Genomic DNA, 19,801 nt, shown 5'->3' with positions numbered 1-19,801 from the left:
ATTATTTTAACCATCCTAAAGACCTGTTTACAGCTTTATGCCATTCTTTTACTAGTTCATCCCTTTTTTCTACTTCTATTTCAGAAGTAAAAGTTCTATCAATAGCCCAGTTATTAACAACGTCTTCTTTGCTTTCCCAATACCCAACTGCTAAACCTGCCAAATACGCTGCACCTAAAGCTGTTGTTTCAATTACCTCTGGTCTTTGAACTGCTTTTTCTAATATATTTGATTGGAATTGCATCAAGAAATTATTAGCAGTAGCACCACCATCTACTTTTAATGTATCTAATTCAATACCAGAATCCTCTGACATCGCCCTCAATACATCAAAAGTTTGATATGCCATAGACTCTACAGCTGCTCTTATAATATGCTCTTTCTTTGCACCTCTAGTTAAGCCTACCATAGTTCCTCTAGCATAAGAATCCCAATATGGTGCTCCTAAACCAACAAAGGCCGGAACAAGATATACACCATTAGTATCTTCAACTGCTTCACAATACTTTTCAGATTCAGGTGCACTATCTATCATTTTCAATTCGTCTCTTAACCATTGAATAACTGCTCCACCAATAAATATACTTCCTTCTAATGCATACTCTGGTTTTTCATTTGTGCTTGCAGCCATTGTAGTTAATAAGCCGTTTTTAGAATCCACTGCTTTATTCCCTGTATTCATTAACAAGAAGCATCCTGTTCCATAAGTATTCTTAGCCATACCTGGTTTAAAACAAGCTTGACCGAATAGAGCCGCTTGTTGATCCCCAGCATCACCTGAAATTTTAATCGGTGCTCCAAAAATTTCTTTAATTGTTTCACCATATACATAACTTGATGGTTTAACCTCTGGTAGCATTGAAGAAGGAATTTTTAATTCTTGTAAAAGTTCAGCATCCCATTTTAAATCATGTATATTATATATCATAGTTCTTGAAGCATTTGTATAATCGGTTACATGTACTTTACCACCAGTTAAATTCCATATTAACCATGTATCTATATTACCAAATAGTAAATTACCTTTTTCAGCTTCACTTCTTGCTCCTTCAACATTTTCAAGTATCCAATTTATTTTTGTACCAGAAAAATACGCGTCTAAAATCAAACCAGTTTTCTTACGAATCGGTTCAGCTAAAAATTTGTCTTTTAATTCTCCACAGAAATCAGCTGTTCTTCTACATTGCCATACAATAGCATTATAAACAGGTTTTCCAGTATTTTTATTCCATACGACAGTAGTCTCTCTCTGATTTGTGATTCCTATTGCCGCAATATCTTCAGCTGTAGCTTCAACTTTCTTTAGAGCCTCTCTTGCTACTTCTAATTGAGTTTCCCATATTTCCATAGGATCATGTTCTACCCATCCAGCTTTAGGATAAATTTGCGTGAATTCTTTTTGTGCAGATGATTTGATTTGTCCTCCCTTATCAAATAAAATACACCTTGAACTAGTAGTTCCTTGATCTAACGCCATAACATACTTTGCCATATAATTACCCCCTAATATTTTGTATTCCATAAATCTCTTTTTGTAGTTGAAACAGAAATAGCTCCTGCGTATATCGAATCTAAAACATCTTCTTTTGTTTTTATAAATCCACCAGCTATAATTGGGATATGGATTTTTTTCTCTAGTTCTTCAATTATTATACTAGCTATTCCTGGTAAAACTTCTATAGCATCTGGTGAATCTTCTATAATACTATGAACACCAGTTTTTATCGAAAGTGAATCCACTATAAATATTCTTTGTATTGTGAATAGTTTTTGACTCTTAGCATACCTAATTTTTCTAGCCTTTGTTGTTATTATACCATCCGGTTTTATATATGTCTTAATAAATCTTATTCCAACTTCATCTGCTTTTAGGCCTTCAATTAAATCAATATGAATGAATACCTTTTTGTGCCTTCTTTTAAGAAGTGTACATACACCTTTTAACTCCATAATATTTCCATACAAAACAAAAACTATATTTATATCTGTTTCAATAACTTTTTTCAAGTCATCATTATTTCTAATAGCTGCTATTACAGGATTCTCTACAAATAATTTCCTATTTACATCATTATTTTGCTTTGTTCTCATCAACTTCTCCCATAATTTACATTAAAATAAAAACTTTATCTACCCATTAATTAAAATACAATAACAGCCAATATACATCCTAATATACCACCAACAATAGGTCCTACTACTGGAACCCATGAATAACCCCAATCAGAATCTCCTTTTCCTGGTATAGGAAGTATAGCATGTGCTATTCTAGGTCCTAAGTCCCTAGCAGGATTTAGAGAATACCCAGTTGGTCCTCCAAGAGATAAACCCAATACAAAAATAAGCAAACCAACTGCTAATGCACTTATACCTGCTGCCATTTCAGCTTGACCTAAACCTTGTAATCCAAATAATAACATCATTGTTGCTAACACTTCACATAAAAAGTTAGCAGGCAAGTTTCTTATAGCTGGACCAGTTGAAAATACGCCTAATTTAGTTGCTTTATCTTCTGTTTCTTTCCAGTGAGGTAGGTAAGTTAAATAAACTAAAACTGCACCAACTATACCACCAAGTAACTGAGCTGCAAGGTAACTAGGTACTTCAGCCCATGCAAATTTTCCAACTACAGCTAATCCTATTGTAACTGCAGGATTAATATGAGCTCCACTAATTCCTCCAAATATAAATACAGGTATAGCAACAGCAATTCCCCAAGCAGTAGCAATAACTATCCATCCAGAATTATTACCTTTCGTTTTGTTTAAACATACATTTGCAACAACAGCATCCCCTAACCATACAAGTATCAAAGTACCTAAAAATTCAGCAGTAAAATTTGACATTTATTATTCCTCCCTAAATTTATAATTTACTCACACTTGCCGGCTAAGCGTGATTTGTAAACGTTTGTAAATATAGCTAAAAAATAATATAAAAGCCGTCCCAAAGATATACTTGTTCTAAGTATTCTTTAAAACGGCTCTCTATTCTCTGCCTTATATATTTATTTATTAAAAATTTTAGCAAGCATCTTCTAAATATTAACATTTAATCTTGCTACTCTTAAATCATACTATACTTTTCTCAAAAAATCAAATACTTTTTTAATTTTTTTTAACAATTCCATAATGTATTTTTCGTTGTTGAAATTGCTACTGCTCCAGATGATAACGCATCCATAATATCTTTTTTAGTTTGTATTAACCCACCAGCGATAACCGGAATCGAAATATTTTTATTTATTGACGATATTATTTTACTTGCAACACCAGGCATAACTTCTACAGCATCCGGTTTAGTATCATATATATTTTTTAACCCAGTCGATAATGATAATGAATCCAACGCAAATATACGCAAAACCGTTTTTAATCCAATTTGCTTTGCATATCTGATGTTAGATGTCTTAGTACTAATAACACCATAAGGATCAGCATATTTTTTAATAAAATCGACACCTCTATGGTCAGCTTTTAATCCATCAATCAAATCTAAATGGATAAAAACAACCTTATCCTTAGTAGCTATTTTTTTGCAAATAGCAGATATACTCATTATATTTCCATACAATACAAAAACAATACTAGCATTGGATTTTAAAACCATTTCTAAATCATTATCGTTTTTTATAGCTCCTATTATAGGATTTTCTAGAAATATTTCATTCAAATTATTCATAAAATTCTCCCAATTATAATATTTTAATAACGCTATCTTCTAAAGATAATATTATTAATTTCTTACCTCTACCAGCTCTGTTTTGATTTTTTATTGTGTTCAATTCGAGTTCTTTTACTGAACCTGCCTCAGTATAAATTGTAATAGTTTTTCCTCTGCCCATTTCCATAAATTCATCGCTTTCATCAACTAAGGTACTAAATATCACTTCATCATCTTCTTTTAAGCTTATTCCCGTCACTCCTGATGCAACTCTTCCCATATAATTAATAGAATCTAACGCAAATTTTATACCCATTGCCTTTTTTGTTATAAATAAATTAGTATTACTACTAGAATTATTCACTTTTTCAACCTTTATAATTTCGTCATAAGAATATTTAAACTTATAAGCAACCATAGAAGAGTTTTCACATTTAAACTCACTTAAAATAGTTCTTTTTATCAATCCTTTTTTCGAAACAAAATATAAACTACTATCTTCTTCAAAAGATGAAATTGAATAAATATTTACTATTTTCTCATTTTTTTCATCAAAATTAGAAAATAAGGATTTGATTTGTATACAATCTTTTTGTGATTCACTAATAATATTTGCATCCAAAGAATATGCATTCCCTTTATTTGTGAAAAATAATAGTGTACTTTCAGTATCTGTTAATACCTTTATGTAATCTTTTTTCCACCTATTCTTAAAACTTATATCATTATTATGAAATATAATATCAAACCGTTTATAATTATACTCAACATCAAATTCTACATTGGTAACAATATCCTCATTTGATATTTCGTACAATTTTATTCCTGATAAATTTTTTGCACTTGCCTCAACATTTCCTATTTGTTTTATAAAATATAATCCACTTTTTGTAGTAATAGAAAGTGTTAAAGACTGAAAATCATTGTCAAGAATATCAATTGAAATTAATTTCTCATTATCTTTTAATCTTACCGCCATTAATTTTGAATAATTCGATTTAAATTCTATTAGATTGGTGATTTTAAATACTGCTTTATCTGTTAAAAATCTTATATATTTATTATCCTTAAAGCTATCTATTGAATACAAACCTATTATTTTATCCTTACTTAAATCTAATTGATTAATCATTTCGTCAAGCCTAATCCCTTTATCCTTCCATTTTTTCTCAGGAAGGTCTATACCCCTAATTTTATACATATATCCATTATTTGTAAATACTAAAATTAGATTTTTTGTGTTAGTTTTAAATAAATATTTATTTTCATCCCCTTCTCTATATTCAATCTCATTTACATCAACATTAGACCTTTTATATGATTTTTCGGAAATTCTTTTAATAAAACCTTCCTTTGAACAAGTAACATAAATTTCTTCTTCTAGAATAATTTCTTCAAAGTTAATATTAGCTTCCTCATCATTTTCGAAAATTAATGTCCTTCTTTCATCGCCATATTCCTTCTTAATACTTATTAATTCTTGCTTTATTACTTTCAATAATTCTCTTTTATCATCAAGTATTTTCTTTAATTGATTTATTCTGCGTAATAATTCCTTATGTTCTTTTTGGAAGGATTTAACTTCTAGTGAACTTAATTTGTATAGCATTAATTCTACAATAGCCTTAGCTTGTTCTTTAGAAAATTCATATTCTGCACATAAATTTCTTTCTGAATCAACTTTTGATTTTGAAGCTCTTATCGTTGCAATTATTTCATCCATTATATCTATAGCTATGATAAAACCTTCTACAATATGAAATCTACTTTCTGCAAGTTTTAATTCATTTATTGTTCTTCTTGTAATTACATCCTTTTGGTGTTCAACATAATATGTTATTATTTCTTTGAGATTTAGAGTTCTAGGCTTATTATCTGCAATTGCTACCATATTAAAACTTATATTGCATTGCAAATCTGTTTTTTTAAATAAATACTTTCTAACTTTTTCTACAGTATCAGTATTTGTATTTTTTTTAAATTCTATAACCGCCCTAATACCATTTCTATCTGATTCATCTCTTATATCAGATATAGGTTCTAAATATTTTGAATATCTTTTATCTGCTGTCATATCAGATATAGTTTGCAATAATCTAGCTTTATTTTTTCTATACGGGAATTCTGTTATTACTACAGCTGGTTTGCCGTCCTCTAATTTTACAATATCAGTTTTCGCTCTTAGTGTTACCTTTCCTTCTCCTTTTTTATACGCCGAGAGGATAGATTTTTCTCCAATTAAAGTCCCTCCAGTAGGAAAATCTGGTCCTTTTATATACTTCATAAGTTCTTCTGTCGAAATATTATTGTCTTCTATATATGCGATAGTGCCCTCTATAACTTCACTCAGATTATGTGGTGGTATGTTTGTAGCTAAACCTACTGCAATACCAAAACAACCATTGACTAAGAGATTAGGAAATCTTGCTGGTAGCACCTTTGGCTCTAGCTCACTATCAGAATAATTATATTGCATATCAACTACATCTTTTTCAATATCTCCAATCATTTCCATGGACAATTTTGTTAACCTAGCTTCAGTATAACGCATTGCAGCAGCGTTATCGCCATCGATACTCCCCCAATTTCCATGACCATCAATTAAAGGATTTCGTGTGGCAAATTTCTGTGCTAAAATAACCATTGCATCATAAACAGATGTGTCCCCATGCGGATGATATTTTCCTAAAATATCTCCAACTATTCTGGCTGATTTATAATATGGTTTATCTGGAAGGGCTTTTAATTTATAGGCACCATATAATATTCTTCTATGCACAGGTTTAAGTCCATCTCTAACATCCGGCAATGCTCTTTCTTTTGCAACTTCCACAGCATATGGTAGATAGTTGTCCGGCATTGCTTCTGAGAGTGGTACTCTTACTATATTTTTATCTATAGGAATTTCTTTTATTTTCTTAGCCATATTAATACCTCTTTCTATTGTAAAATCTTATTAAAATTCCGCATACTTATACATATAATTTCTTCTTGGCTCTACAATATCACCCATAAGTAAAGATACCATTTTTTCACTTTTAACAGCATCCTCAATTGTAACTTGTTGCAGTATTCTTGTCTCCGGGTTCAAGGTAGTTTCCCATAGTTGGTCCGGATTCATTTCTCCTAAACCTTTATATCTTTGAATAAGAACACCTTTACCTAGTTTTTTCTTTGCTTTTTCTAATTCTTTGTCATCATAAGCATATATAACTTCTTCTTTAGATTTACTCTTTTTATAAACTTTATATAAAGGTGGCATCGCAATATAAAGATGTCCACTAGCAACTAAAGGCCGCATATACCTATAAATATACGTCATCCAAAGAGTCCTAATATGGTAACCATCAACGTCTGCATCACTCATTATAATAATTTTATTATATTTTAAATCTTTTAGGTCAAAGTTATCCAAAACACCAGTGCCAATAGCTGTATTAAATAATTTTAGCTCATCGCTTGACAAAACATTCTCAATTTTTTGTTTTTCTGTATTCATAATTTTACCTTTAGAAGGCATAATAGCTTGGAACCTTCTGTCTCTTGCTTGTTTTGCACTTCCTCCTGCTGAATCTCCCTCAACAACTATAAATTCACAAAGTTCTGGTTTTTTCAAAGTACATAAAGCTACTTTTCCTGCAAGAGGTGCCGTTCCTTTTCCCACTTTCTTTTTTTCAGCCTCATTAATTTTCTTGATTTTCTCTCTTCTTGAAGCTGCCGCAACTGCATTATTTATGATCGCTGATGCAATTTCTTTATTATCCTCAATCCATTCGCACAATTTAGAGTATGAAATTTCATTCATAAAAGTATATGCTTCATTATTTCCTAATTTAGTTTTAGTTTGACCTTCAAATATAGGTTCACTTATTTTGATCTTAATGATAGCTGTCATTCCTTCTCTTAGATCGTCCCCTTCAAAACCCTTGTCCTTTTCTTTCACAATATTTAGCTTTTTAGACCATTCTTTAAACGCTCTAGTCATACCTACTTTAAAACCAGTTTCATGAGTCCCCGCTTCCGAAGTTGGTATATTATTAACATAGCTAGCAATATTTTCAGTTGATGAATCAGTAAATTGAATACATATTTCACTGAATAAATTTATATCATTTATTTCTTTCTCACCACTTAATAAAATTGGCTCCTTATTTAATACTGATTTACTCTCATTTAAATATTCAATAAAATCTAATAAACCTCTTTCAGAAAAATACGTTTTTTTAATCTCTTCATCTTTTCTCTTATCAATAAGCTCTAATAATATCCCTTTATTTTGAAAAGCAAGTTCTTGCAATCTCTCATCAATTAATTCAAATTTGAATTTAATAGTACTAAATATATAATCATCAGGCATAAAAGTTATTTTAGTTCCTGTCTCTTTCGTTTTTCCTACTATTTTCAATTTTGATACAGGTGTTCCTGGCATTTCCTTGTTAAATTCTTTATCAAAAGTATTTTCAAATCTTTGTTTAAATATCTGACCCTTTTGCTTAACTTCTACTTCAAGCCATTTTGAGAGAGCATTAACAACTGCTGCACCTACGCCATGAAGTCCTCCTGAAGTTTTATAGTTTTTGTTATCAAATTTACCACCTGTATGTAATTCTGTAAAAACCATTTCAACACCGGATTTATTTTTCAAAGGATGGATTCCAGTAGGAATCCCTCTCCCATTATCTTCAATTGTAACGCTATTATCTTTATTTAAAAAAATAGTTATTTTATCACCATATCCATTAGATATTTCATCGATAGAATTATCTAAAATCTCCCATATGCAGTGATGAAGTCCTTTTTGCCCAGTAGAACCTATGTACATTCCTGGCCTAACTCTAACTGGTTCAAGTTTCTCTAAAGAAGTTAAGTCAGTAACTTCATATGACTGCTTTTTCTCTTCACTTATGCTCATAATATACCTCCACCTATGAATATCAACTTTCTATTTACCCTAGATACTTAATTGTAAATTACTATATATTAGTTTCCTATACAAGTACAATAAAAAAATAAGAACTCTCGTTCTTATTAAGCTTTATATTATATTTTACCCAATTTTTAAGATTAATACAAGTATCTATTATATTTTTACTATTGTTAACATAAACTATTCTTTTATAATTCATTTCATCAGCTTATTTAATCGTTATTTTTTCTTAATTTTCTCATCTTTAAAAATTAAAGGTTTGTCCTTTTCTTTAGTAATAAAACCACTATCTAAGCATAAATACACAAAGTAAATAACAAAAGAAGAAATTCCTACCAATTTAATATAAATCACTAAGCAATTCCTCACTACTATCCTTCTTTTAAATTGCTTTATAATACTATTATATAATTATTAAGTTTAAATGTTATATATTTTCATTTACTATTATTTCAATATTCTCTAAAAACGCCTTCATTTCTTCTTCAGAACCTATAGTTACTCGAAGATAATTATCAATTCTTTTCTTATTAAAGTATCTTACAAGTACATCTTTTCTTTTCAATTCTTGAAATAATATTTCAGCATCAATAGAATTATGAGAAATAAATATAAAATTAGCTTTTGAATCCAGAACCTTAAAACCAATTTCTTTCAACCTTAAACTTACAAAATCTCGAGTTTTAATTATTGCCTCCCTATTTTTTTGAAAAGATGTATCATCTTCAATGGCTGCAACAGCGGCAACTACTGCCAATCTATCAATAGTATATGAATTGATAGAATTTTTAACCCTTTCTAAAGCAATAATTAAATCCTCATGTCCCATAGCATATCCAACTCTCATACCTGCAAGAGACCTAGATTTAGAGAGCGTCTGAACAACTAGTAAATTAGGGTATTCTTTTATTAAATCTACAGATGAATAAGCACCAAAATCAACATATGCTTCATCCACAATAACTACAACATCTTTATTATTATCTAAAATCTGTATGATTTGCTCTTTTGTTAAAGCTATCCCTGTTGGAGCATTAGGATTTGGAACCAATACTCCTCCTTTAGAATTATACAATCCTTCAATATTAATACTAAAATCCTCTTCAAGAGGTACTTCGAAATAATCTATATTGAAAATATTTGCATAAACTTCATAAAAACTATAGCTTATATCAGGAAAGACAATATTTTTACCCGGTTGAAAAAAAGACATAAATGCAAAAGCAAGCACTTCATCTGATCCATTACCAATAAAAACATTTTTTTCATCTAAATAATAATACTTCCCTATAGTCTTTTTTAATATTGATGCATCTGGATCTGGATAAAGTCTCAAATCATTACTATCGAATTCTTTTATTGCATTAGCTACTTTTTGTGAAGGTGGATATGGATTTTCATTTGTATTTAATTTAACATATTTTTTATCTTTTGGCTGCTCACCTGGTATATAAGGTATTAATTTCTTTGTTAATTCACTCCAATATTTACTCATTTTATTTTTGCCCCTTTCTTTTTAGCCCATTATTTTAATTTTACATAATTGCATATTTCAAATTTCCCCATTTAATTTAATTATATAAGAAAATCTATTGTTGGACAAGTTTCTTTTATTTTTTGTATATCTTAATAGATTTTAACAAAAAACCACAAAAGCCTCCATTGGAGACTTTTATGATTTATATTTGTGTGTGTGTGTGTGTGTGTTCTATGAATTAGCTACTCAATATTAATAATTAACATCTTCTCCGTTATAGATAGAAGTTAATAATTTTTCCATAGTTAAAGCATCAATTTCTCTTGGATTTGAACCAGTACATGCGTCTAATACAGCATTTTCTGCTACAAATTTAACATTTTCTTTAAAATCTTCTTCTGAAATACCATAATCTTTTAATGTCAAAGGAATATTTAATTCTTTATTCATTTCTTTTATCATGTTTATAAGTGCATCTGTTAATTCTACATCAGTAGAACCTTCTAATCCAACGTATCTAGCTATATCGGCAAATCTACTTTCACAAGCTTTTCTGTTATATTGGATTACATATGGTAGATAAATTGCATTAGCACAACCATGAGGTATGTGGAATACAGCACCAGTTTTGTGAGCCAAAGAGTGTACTATTCCTAGTAATGCATTAGAAAACGCCATTCCAGCCATACACTGCGCTAAGTGCATCTCATTTCTTGCTTCTTTATCTCCATTGTATGATGCAAAAAGGTTTTCTTTAACCATTTTTACTGCTTGTAGAGCAAGTGGATCAGAAAAAGCAGATCTTGCTGAAGCAACATAGGCTTCAATGGCATGTGTAATTGCATCCATACCAGTATGAGCAGTTAATGTTTGTGGCATAGTTTGAGCCAAATCAGAATCAACTATAGCTATATCTGGTGTTATATTAAAATCTGCCATAGGATATTTAATTCTTGCTTTGTAATCAGTAATTACAGAGAAAGCTGTAACTTCTGTAGCAGTACCACTAGTTGATGGTATAGCAATAAATTTAGCTTTTTGTCTTAATTCTGGTAAACCAAATGGTACAACTGCTTCTTCAAAAGTAAATTCTGGATATTCATAAAAAATCCACATAGCTTTAGCAGCATCTATTGGTGAACCTCCACCTATTCCTACTATCCAATCAGGTTCGAAGTCTCTCATTACTTCTGCACCTTTCATAACTGTTTCAACTGATGGGTCTGGTTCAACATTATCAAATATTTTAGTTTCTATACCTGCTTCTGTTAAATTTGCTACAATTTTATCTAAGAAACCAAATCTTTTCATTGAGCCTCCGCCCATTACAATTATTGCTTTTTTACCTTTTATAGTTTTCAAATTTTCTATTGAACCTGCTCCAAAATAAATATCTCTTGGTAATGTAAATCTTGCCATATTTAATTCCTCCCCGTTATCTTTTAATTATGCAATTATATATAGCAAGTACCGTGCCAAAATTATCAAAGTTAAAAGTCACTATCCATGTCATTCTTCGTTAGATAAATAACAAACAAACTTTCGATGTCCTGAAATTGAACACTTTCACTCGCATTTGATGTTCAATTTCAGGACACTGTTCAGTTTCTGACCATTTTGCTTAAATATTTAATTGAATTTTATACTTTTTCATCTTTGTATATAATGTATTTCTACTTATTTTTAGAATTCTTGCTACTTTTGAGATATTGTATTCATACTTATCTAGACACTGTATAATATATTTTTTTTCTAATTCCTCCAAACTTACATCTTCATTACCAAATTCAACCTCCTTTGGCTTATAAATATTTTGTTCTTCTATATCAAAAGATGTTTTGCCATCTAAATTAACGAGATTTTCAACAAAATTTTCCAATTCCCTTATATTCCCCGGCCATGAATATTCCTTTATTCTTCTTTTTATATCATCACTAATATGTGGTATTGGTTTATTTAATTTGTAAGCTTTATTTTGGAGAAAATGTCTTAATAGCAACCCTAAATCTCCTTTTCTTTCTCTTAAAGAAGGTAGGTTTATAGGAATCACTCTTAATCTATAGTATAAATCTTCTCTAAATGTTTTTTTTCTAACTTCTTCATACAAATTCTTATTTGTAGCTGCAATAATTCTTGTATTTATTTTTATTACTTTCGTTCCACCTACTCTACTAATATTACCTTCCTGCAATACTCTTAACAGTTTAACTTGCATATCTAAAGGCATTTCTCCAATCTCATCTAAAAAAATAGTACCTCCATTAGCTAATTCAAACTTTCCTGGTGCTCCTCCTTTTCTAGCACCTGTAAAAGCACCGTCTTCATACCCAAACAATTCGCTTTCTATCAAATTTTTAGGAAGAGCTCCACAGTTAACTGCAACAAAACTCCCATCACTATAAGCACTATAATTATGTATACTTTGAGCCATCAATTCCTTACCTGTGCCGCTTTCTCCTTGAATTAAAATCGTAGACGGACTTAAAGCTACTTTTTTAGCAAATTCTTTAACTACTCTCATTTCTTCACTTTGAGCTATGATATCATCAAAAGTATACCTTGCATGATATCCAGAGTATTTCTTAACTATATTCAATACATTTTCAATTTCTTTCAATAAGACTACCATTGCAACAACTTCATCATTCAGAACAATTGGAGTAATATCCATATTAAATGTACCCTTAATTGCCCCATCAAGTGAATATTCCTTATTAGTAATCTTCTGCTCATTTCTTAAAGTTATAAATAATTTTTCCCAGTGAGGTAAAATATCATCTGCCCTTTTATTAATAATAAATTCATCTCTAATTCCAAACATACTACAAGCATATTGATTAATAGTTTTAATTTTGCCATTTTTATCTATTACGATTATACCTTCTCTGATTGAATCAATTATTGAATCTAAATATTCATAAATTTCAACAAATCTTTCATTAACTATAGATACCTTATGACTTTTTTCTATATAATTTGCAGCTACTGTTACAAGTCCTAACGTATGTGGATGAACACCTGTATAACTCCCTGTAAGATTTAAGCATCCAATTATATTATCAAACTCATCATGTATAGGTGCAGCTGAACACGTCCATTTATGGTATGCCGTTATAAAATGTTCTTTTGCAGAAATTTGTATTGAAATATTTTCCCTAATAGCTGTCCCCATAGCATTAGTACCAATACTTTTTTCGTCCATATATGCCCCTACTACCATATCCAACTTTTTAGCTTCCTCAATTATCTCTTCATTACCCATTATATTAAGAATACAACCTTCTCTATCTGTTAAAAGAATAAAAAAATTAGAACCTTCAAGAAAGGCTTCAATTGAATACATAGCATCTTTTGCAATATTTATTAATTTTTCATTTTTCTTTATATTATTAGATATTTCTTTTCCTTGTATCATTTTTTTAGGAAATACTCTATTTTTTTCTACACCATATTTTTCACTTCTTTTATGCGACCTTTTAATAATTTCATTATGAAGTTCATCATTTATCATTTTATGATTTTTCATTTAATCACCCTTTGTATAATAATATCAATAATATTGTTCTAAAAAAAATTTTTTTCAATACTATAATACCATATTTATTTGCTTATTCTATGTAAAAACTAATTAGCTTCCCTTATTAAGGTAACAATATGTCCAAACTATTCACAATGTAGAAATTATAGTGTAGAATAGAAACAAACTTAGAAAACTAGGAGGCTTATTATGTTAAAAGAGACTATGCAGAAATATAGAGATAAAGATTTGTATGATTTAAGTTGTTCTGAAACAATGCTTTATGCAGCAAACGAAGAATATAATCTAAACTTAAGCCAAGACACTTTAAAATCTATGGCAGGATTTAGTGGTGGAATGTATGCTAACGAAACATGCGGTTGTATAACAGGTTCTATTGCCGTTTTATCAATTATGTTTGTGGAGGAATCAGCTCACAAATCAGAGCATTTAAAAGAAATAGTTCAAGAATTCATAGATGGTTTTTGGGTAAAACATAAATTTAAACATTGTGAGAATTTAAAAGATATTTACCGAACAGAAGAATTCGGTTGTAATGATTTAATGTACTCAACTGCTGAATTGCTAGATAACACGATATGTAAAGAACTTAATAAATAAAGCGAGGAATCTCCTCGCTTTATTTATATTCCAATATATAATAATTATAAGCATTTACTATTGTTGTATTATTGTATTTTATTATTCTATCTTGCATTGCGTAATTTAAATGTTGATGACCATGAAAATGATATTTTGGTTCATATAAATCAATAAACTCTTTAAATGAAGAAAATCCTTTATGTGCATTAGTATCTCCATCACCTAAACCAAGTGCTGGCGAATGAGATACCAATATATCAATCCCTTTTGACTTCTTAAACTTAAACCTATTCTTTTTTATAACTTTGTGTACTTCTTTCTCTTTATATTGATATTTATTGCCATTGTACCAAATACTTCCACCAAACCCATAAATTCTAATTCCCTTATGTATAATAATTTTATTATGTATATTAATACAACCTTCAGGTGGTTTTTCTTCATAAGATACATCATGATTACCTGGAACATAGTATAAAGGTTTATTCATCATTGTTACTACAAAAGATAAATAACTTTGTTTTAAATCACCACAGGAAATTATAAAATCAATATTTTTAAAAACATCTCTATCAAAATGGTCCCATATATATCCAGATTCTTCATCCCCAAGTAATAAGATCTTCATATATTCTCCTTTCCTTAAATAACTGTGAAAAATGCTTAATTTATATAATTATTATTCCCTAGTTATTGTTCATTTGTAGATCCCATTCCCCCAACCCTTAACTCATTTTTAGGAATATCATTATCAATCAGCAAAAATTTATTAAATATTGCCTGTGCAAAAGCTTCTCCTTTTTTTATTTCTAATATTTTATATCCTTCATTAACAATGGCTATAAATATATGTCCTTCATTTTTCTTGTTATTATAATAATCAGAATCCACTACCCCTACTTGGTTTTTTAATCTTATATTATATTTAAACCCTAAGCTACTCCTTATATATATTCCAATCCATTCGTCAACTAACATGTATGCCTTTATGCCTGTAGGGACAATAATCGATTCTCCTTTGTTCAATTTAATATCAAATAATGCATAAAAATCATATCCCGCAGAATTATCTGTAGCCCTTTTAGGTAAACTATAATTAGAATATACTATGTTATAATCATTCTCACACATATCAATATCATTTTTGAATTGTTTAAAACTAATTTTTTCGAATCCTCTTACTTTTTTCATTTATAATCCTCTTTTCTTTAATATTTTCCTTATACAAATCCTGCATAATTATTACTACATATTAATATTATTGATTAATATAATAAAAATATTATTTATATCTTTTATTTTTCTACTTATTATAATAAACTATTATTAGCAAGTTTAAAACAATTAATCATATAATAGTAAGAATGCACAACAAACTATATTTTTCATTGGAGGTAATACTATGATTATAGAAGATGCTAATATTGCATATATAAAAGCTAGCAAAACAGGGAAAGACCAGTATATGAATATGCTATCGAAAGGCCAAAGTGGATATTTACCTTCCTTAGAAAGAATTATTAAAAATACCAATATTGACTCAGAAAAATATCTTGGTTTAATAGAGATTCCTCTAGAAAAAATTGTTGGAACATACTTTTTCAGCAGAGCAAATATATTTGCATCTAACTTTATGCCTATTTTAGATAAAAATAGTGAATTCAAAGATAAATGGGTTCATCTATATCAAAGCCACATAGAAGAAGGAATTCGCGAACCAATTAAAGTCTATGAATACTTGAATTGGTTTTATGTATTAGAAGGAAATAAAAGAGTCAGTGTTCTCAAATTTATCGATGCATATTCTTTTCATGGTAATGTTACACGAATAATTCCAAAATACGACCCATCTAACAAAACAATATGCAACTATTACAAATTTATGGAATTTCAAAAGATAACTTCTATATCATCAATTTGGTTTTCAAATGAAAAAAGTTTTGATGAACTTACAAATTATTTTGATAACTATACACCGGATTTATCTATATATTCAAATAAATTTAAACACTTTGAAAATTATGTATATAAACCTTTTAGAAATCTATATAAAAAATCAGGTGGCGACAATCTACCCATAACAACAGGAGATGCTATACTAGAATATATAAAACTATATGGTATCCCACAAGAATTTATAGAAGATAAAAATATAACAACAATAGAAAATTTGATAAAAGAACTTGAAGCTATCAATATTAATCCTCAAATAAAAGTTCTTTCAGAACCATTAGCGCAGCCTAAAAAAAATATGCTTAAAAGTTTAACTAATCTTGTAACACCAAAACGCAAACTTAAGATTGGGTTTATTTATTATAAAGATGTTAATTCATGGGGATTAACATACGCACAGGAATCTGCACGAAGATTTATACAAGAAAAATACAAAGATGAAATTCTCACAGAATTTATTGAAAATGTTCCTTCAGATGACAATGGATATATTTATATAGAAAAGCTTGTAAAAAATGATTGCAAAATAATATTCACAACTGACCCTATATACAAAAATATTACTTTAAAAGCAGCTTTGAACTTTCCAGATGTGAAATTCTTAAATTGTGCAGAAGGATATTCATTTAAACATGTCATTAATTACTATGCAAGAATTTATGAAGCTAGTTTTTTAATTGGTCTAATTGCAGGCTCTCTTACTAACAGCAATGTTATTGGGTATATAGCTGATTACCCTGTTAGAGAGATAATACCTGAAATTAACGCTTTTACCTTAGGAGTTCAGACTGTAAATCCAAAAGGAAAAGTACATGTATATTGGTCATATGATGAACAAAATATTTCTAATAAAGACAACATACGAAATAAATTAAAAAATAAAAACTGTGATATAGTATTCTATCATGCCATTCCTGTTCCTGGGGATGCTAAACATCAGTACGGATTATGTTCATTGGACTATACAGGCACCAATGAAGAAAGTTTAATGTTTTCTCACTTTGCAAATATGATATTACTATGGGAAAATTTTTATGAAAATTTCATAAATATTACTCTTTCTGCTGGTACCAAAAGTCTATTTGAAGTATGGCAAGAAAACTCAAAGCTCATCAACTATTGGCTAGGTATTGATTCAGGTATTGTAGACATTATTTTTTCAAATAAATTTGTACCACATCAAACTCAAAAATTAGTAAAGCTATTTAGGAAAATGATAATAAGAAAAGATTATCACCCATTTACAGGGCCAATTTTTGATCAACAAAATAACTTAAAAATCGAAGAAAATATTATTGCTTCATACGATGATCTTTTAAATATGACCTGGTTTGTTAAAGGCATTGTAGGTGATATCCCTGATACTATTAAACATATAAGAAAAGACCAAAAAATAAGCACTTTAATAATTGAAAAATAAAATGAGCAGGGATTATTTACCTTGCTCATTTATACAATAATCTTTAAATTTAAGTAATATTTTTTCACTTTCATTAGTTTCGAATTCAGCTTTGCTAATCACACCACTTGTATTATTTTTCTTGATATAACTATTTACAATTTCTTTAGTAAACTCCGGATGGAATTGAACTGACCAAATACAGTCTCCAATTCTAAAAGCATGATTTTCATCGAAGGAATTATATGCCAGCTTCTTTGCACAAGATGGTAATTTCACTACTGTTTGTGAATGAGCAGCATAACTGCTGAATTTTTCTCCCAATTCTCCTAAAATTACATCCTTTTTACCTTCATCCGTTAAATTAACATTTATTTCACCCAATTCAATACCTTTAGGATGATACCAAACCTTACCTCCGAAAGCGTTAGCAATTAGCTGATGTCCAAAACATATCCCCAAAATAGGGATATGTTCACTAATACTCTCACTTATCCATTTTTCAATATCTCTAATCCATTTCTCTTCATCAGTAACCATTGAGTGGGAACCAGTAATTATTACACCAGTGCAATCTTTATAATCAGGTAATTTGTCATTTCCCCTAACATCGACTAATTCAATTTGTTCATCATCAATTCTCATGCCTTTTTTTATCATATCCTCAAAATCACCAAATTCATCTTTTATATTTGGATAAGTGCTTCCTGTTTTCAATATCACAAACTTCATTTCAATAATCCTCTTTTCTGATTTATTATTAATAATTTCCTATAACCTCTTTTATCTTTTATATCTATTATACATATTTCTCATAAATTTTAAAGTTTATTAATAAAATTCTAATGTTCTTATTAATAAATCTTAATGGTAATCCAATAGATTAATACTAAAACCTTGAGAATAATTTTTTTTAAAACCCTATTTATATATATAATAATTTTGCTTTTTTCTCCGCATCAAATTGCTATTCTAACAACATTATCTTATTATTTTATCATTTTATCATTTTTTACTTGTGCATTCTTTGTTTTTGTTATATAATCATTCTAACGCATATCAATTTAATAATTTGATAAATTAACTTTAGGAGGGAATGTTAATGACAAAGAAAAAAATATTAGCTTTAGTTTTAAGTTTGACTGTTATGGGTTCGTTATTTGCAGGTTGTGGAAATTCATCAAATACTGCTGATAGTGAAGAAATCAAAATAGGTGCTGTTCTACCACTTACTGGTGATGTAGCAACTTTTGGTGAATCTTGCCAAAACGCTTTAGAACTATTAGCAGAAGAAACAAATGCTAATGGTGGAGTTTTAGGAAAAAACATTACTTTTGTTTATGAAGATGATGAAAACAAACCTACTTCTTCAGCATCAGCTGCACAAAAATTAATCAACAATGATGGTGTTGTTGCTTTAGTTGGTTCTGTTGCAAGTAAATGTAGTTTATCTATAGGACCTATAGCTACTGAAGCAGGAATTCCAATGATTACACCTACTTCAACTAACCCAGCTGTTACACTTGATGGTGGAGAATATGTATTTAGAGCATGTTTCATAGATCCATTCCAAGGAACAGTTTTAGCAAAATTTGCTGGTGAAGAATTAGCTGCAACAAAAGCTGCTGTATTATATGACGTAGCTAATGATTACTCAGTAGGTCTTGCAGAATTCTTTATGAAGAGTTTTGAAGAAGCTGGTGGTGAAATTGTATCTGAGCAAACATACAACACTGGTGATACAGATTTCAACGCTCAATTAACAAATATAAAAACTACTGAACCTGATGTTTTATTATTACCTGATTACTACAACACTGTAGGATTAATAGCTAAACAAGCTAGATCATTAGGTATAGAAGCTACTTTCTTAGGTGGAGATGGATGGGATTCTCCAGACTTATTCGCTGTTGGTGGTGCTGATGTTGATGGAAGTTATTTCTCTAACCATTACTCACCAGAAGATGATTCAACTGAGGTTGTTGAATTCATAGAATCTTATAGTGCTAAATATGATGCTACACCTGATGCATTAGGTGCTCTTGCTTATGACGCAGGTAAAATATTATTAGAAGCTATTGAAGCAGCTGGAAGTACTGATGGAGCTGCAATTAAAGATGCTCTAGTTGCAACTGATATAACAGTTGTTTCTGGACATGTAGTATACGATGAAAATAGAGATCCTGTTAAAGGCGCAGTTATAATCAAAACTGAAGATGGAGCTCAAACTTTCGCTAAAAAAGTTAACCCTTAATTTATTAT

16 protein-coding genes are annotated in these 19,801 nt (G+C 29.5%); 3 read left to right on the top strand and 13 right to left on the bottom strand.

Annotated elements, in window-relative coordinates; all coding sequences use genetic code 11:
• Nucleotide 1: 1 nt before the first annotated feature.
• The 10 genes from glpK to ACVHXK_RS00120 form a co-directional block, all read right to left on the bottom strand.
• Nucleotides 2-1,492, bottom strand: a complete 1,491-nt coding sequence (gene glpK / locus ACVHXK_RS00165) for a glycerol kinase GlpK (protein WP_461204311.1) — start codon at nucleotides 1,490-1,492, stop codon at nucleotides 2-4.
• An 11-nt stretch (nucleotides 1,493-1,503) separates the two neighbouring features.
• Complete coding sequence (locus ACVHXK_RS00160; protein ID WP_461204310.1) at nucleotides 1,504-2,091, bottom strand: glycerol-3-phosphate responsive antiterminator; 588 nt, start codon at nucleotides 2,089-2,091, stop codon at nucleotides 1,504-1,506.
• A gap of 50 nt (nucleotides 2,092-2,141) precedes the next feature.
• Entirely contained in the window at nucleotides 2,142-2,846 is a 705-nt protein-coding gene (locus ACVHXK_RS00155; RefSeq protein WP_461204309.1) for an MIP/aquaporin family protein, read from the bottom strand.
• Nucleotides 2,847-3,117: 271 nt separating this feature from the next.
• Entirely contained in the window at nucleotides 3,118-3,681 is a 564-nt protein-coding gene (locus ACVHXK_RS00150; protein WP_461204308.1) for a glycerol-3-phosphate responsive antiterminator, read from the bottom strand.
• 13 nt (nucleotides 3,682-3,694) lie between these two features.
• A complete protein-coding gene (locus ACVHXK_RS00145) occupies nucleotides 3,695-6,589 on the bottom strand; it encodes a DNA topoisomerase (ATP-hydrolyzing) (protein WP_461204307.1) in 2,895 nt (964 codons plus the stop codon).
• A 30-nt stretch (nucleotides 6,590-6,619) separates the two neighbouring features.
• Nucleotides 6,620-8,575: a DNA gyrase/topoisomerase IV subunit B gene (locus ACVHXK_RS00140; protein ID WP_461204306.1), complete on the bottom strand. Its 1,956-nt coding sequence runs from the start codon at nucleotides 8,573-8,575 to the stop codon at nucleotides 6,620-6,622.
• A gap of 234 nt (nucleotides 8,576-8,809) precedes the next feature.
• On the bottom strand, nucleotides 8,810-8,944 hold the full coding sequence (locus tag ACVHXK_RS00135; RefSeq protein WP_461204305.1) for a hypothetical protein: 135 nt from the start codon (nucleotides 8,942-8,944) through the stop codon (nucleotides 8,810-8,812).
• Between the two features lie 73 nt (nucleotides 8,945-9,017).
• Nucleotides 9,018-10,085 carry a histidinol-phosphate transaminase gene (gene hisC / locus ACVHXK_RS00130; RefSeq protein ID WP_461204304.1) on the bottom strand — a complete coding sequence of 356 codons (1,068 nt, stop codon included), beginning with the start codon at nucleotides 10,083-10,085 and terminating at the stop codon, nucleotides 9,018-9,020.
• 234 nt (nucleotides 10,086-10,319) lie between these two features.
• Nucleotides 10,320-11,486, bottom strand: a complete 1,167-nt coding sequence (locus ACVHXK_RS00125) for an iron-containing alcohol dehydrogenase (protein WP_461204303.1) — start codon at nucleotides 11,484-11,486, stop codon at nucleotides 10,320-10,322.
• Nucleotides 11,487-11,688: 202 nt separating this feature from the next.
• Nucleotides 11,689-13,593, bottom strand: coding sequence for a sigma-54-dependent Fis family transcriptional regulator (locus ACVHXK_RS00120; protein ID WP_461204302.1), 1,905 nt, complete (start codon nucleotides 13,591-13,593; stop codon nucleotides 11,689-11,691).
• Nucleotides 13,594-13,794: 201 nt separating this feature from the next.
• On the opposite strand from ACVHXK_RS00120, the gene ACVHXK_RS00115 reads away from it, so the two are divergent.
• The gene (locus tag ACVHXK_RS00115) at nucleotides 13,795-14,205 is read left to right on the top strand and encodes a C-GCAxxG-C-C family (seleno)protein (RefSeq protein WP_461204301.1); all 411 of its coding nucleotides are present in this window, start codon (nucleotides 13,795-13,797) and stop codon (nucleotides 14,203-14,205) included.
• A gap of 19 nt (nucleotides 14,206-14,224) precedes the next feature.
• Here the strand turns inward: ACVHXK_RS00115 and ACVHXK_RS00110 are convergent, their stop codons facing one another.
• Complete coding sequence (locus tag ACVHXK_RS00110; protein ID WP_461204300.1) at nucleotides 14,225-14,815, bottom strand: metallophosphoesterase family protein; 591 nt, start codon at nucleotides 14,813-14,815, stop codon at nucleotides 14,225-14,227.
• Nucleotides 14,816-14,877: 62 nt separating this feature from the next.
• Nucleotides 14,878-15,378: a dCTP deaminase/dUTPase family protein gene (locus tag ACVHXK_RS00105; RefSeq protein ID WP_461204299.1), complete on the bottom strand. Its 501-nt coding sequence runs from the start codon at nucleotides 15,376-15,378 to the stop codon at nucleotides 14,878-14,880.
• A 211-nt stretch (nucleotides 15,379-15,589) separates the two neighbouring features.
• Here ACVHXK_RS00105 and ACVHXK_RS00100 point away from each other — a divergent pair, with 211 nt between their 5' ends.
• Nucleotides 15,590-17,560: a BMP family ABC transporter substrate-binding protein gene (locus tag ACVHXK_RS00100; RefSeq protein WP_461204298.1), complete on the top strand. Its 1,971-nt coding sequence runs from the start codon at nucleotides 15,590-15,592 to the stop codon at nucleotides 17,558-17,560.
• Between the two features lie 12 nt (nucleotides 17,561-17,572).
• Here the strand turns inward: ACVHXK_RS00100 and ACVHXK_RS00095 are convergent, their stop codons facing one another.
• The gene (locus tag ACVHXK_RS00095; protein WP_461204297.1) at nucleotides 17,573-18,271 is read right to left on the bottom strand and encodes a glutamine amidotransferase; all 699 of its coding nucleotides are present in this window, start codon (nucleotides 18,269-18,271) and stop codon (nucleotides 17,573-17,575) included.
• Nucleotides 18,272-18,641: 370 nt separating this feature from the next.
• On the opposite strand from ACVHXK_RS00095, the gene ACVHXK_RS00090 reads away from it, so the two are divergent.
• A complete protein-coding gene (locus ACVHXK_RS00090; protein WP_461204296.1) occupies nucleotides 18,642-19,793 on the top strand; it encodes an ABC transporter substrate-binding protein in 1,152 nt (383 codons plus the stop codon).
• Nucleotides 19,794-19,801: the final 8 nt, after the last annotated feature.

It is taken from the genome of Clostridium sp. DL1XJH146 (genome assembly GCF_054819755.1).
Note: the sequence above shows the minus strand (reverse complement) of the source record. Positions and strands in the feature narration are given on the sequence as shown.

Bases quoted from the DNA above. Each gene is read 5' to 3' on its own strand.
- ACVHXK_RS00110 (WP_461204300.1), bottom strand. From the start codon at position 14,815: ATGAAGATCTTATTACTTGGGGATGAAGAATCTGGATATATATGGGAC.
- ACVHXK_RS00150 (WP_461204308.1), bottom strand. From the start codon at position 3,681: ATGAATAATTTGAATGAAATATTTCTAGAAAATCCTATAATAGGAGCT.
- ACVHXK_RS00160 (WP_461204310.1), bottom strand. From the start codon at position 2,091: ATGAGAACAAAGCAAAATAATGATGTAAATAGGAAATTATTTGTAGAG.
- hisC (WP_461204304.1), bottom strand. From the start codon at position 10,085: ATGAGTAAATATTGGAGTGAATTAACAAAGAAATTAATACCTTATATA.
- ACVHXK_RS00100 (WP_461204298.1), top strand. From the start codon at position 15,590: ATGATTATAGAAGATGCTAATATTGCATATATAAAAGCTAGCAAAACA.
- ACVHXK_RS00095 (WP_461204297.1), bottom strand. From the start codon at position 18,271: ATGAAGTTTGTGATATTGAAAACAGGAAGCACTTATCCAAATATAAAA.
- ACVHXK_RS00125 (WP_461204303.1), bottom strand. From the start codon at position 11,486: ATGGCAAGATTTACATTACCAAGAGATATTTATTTTGGAGCAGGTTCA.
- ACVHXK_RS00155 (WP_461204309.1), bottom strand. From the start codon at position 2,846: ATGTCAAATTTTACTGCTGAATTTTTAGGTACTTTGATACTTGTATGG.
- ACVHXK_RS00105 (WP_461204299.1), bottom strand. From the start codon at position 15,378: ATGAAAAAAGTAAGAGGATTCGAAAAAATTAGTTTTAAACAATTCAAA.
- ACVHXK_RS00140 (WP_461204306.1), bottom strand. From the start codon at position 8,575: ATGAGCATAAGTGAAGAGAAAAAGCAGTCATATGAAGTTACTGACTTA.
- glpK (WP_461204311.1), bottom strand. From the start codon at position 1,492: ATGGCAAAGTATGTTATGGCGTTAGATCAAGGAACTACTAGTTCAAGG.
- ACVHXK_RS00115 (WP_461204301.1), top strand. From the start codon at position 13,795: ATGTTAAAAGAGACTATGCAGAAATATAGAGATAAAGATTTGTATGAT.
- ACVHXK_RS00145 (WP_461204307.1), bottom strand. From the start codon at position 6,589: ATGGCTAAGAAAATAAAAGAAATTCCTATAGATAAAAATATAGTAAGA.
- ACVHXK_RS00090 (WP_461204296.1), top strand. From the start codon at position 18,642: ATGACAAAGAAAAAAATATTAGCTTTAGTTTTAAGTTTGACTGTTATG.
- ACVHXK_RS00120 (WP_461204302.1), bottom strand. From the start codon at position 13,593: ATGAAAAATCATAAAATGATAAATGATGAACTTCATAATGAAATTATT.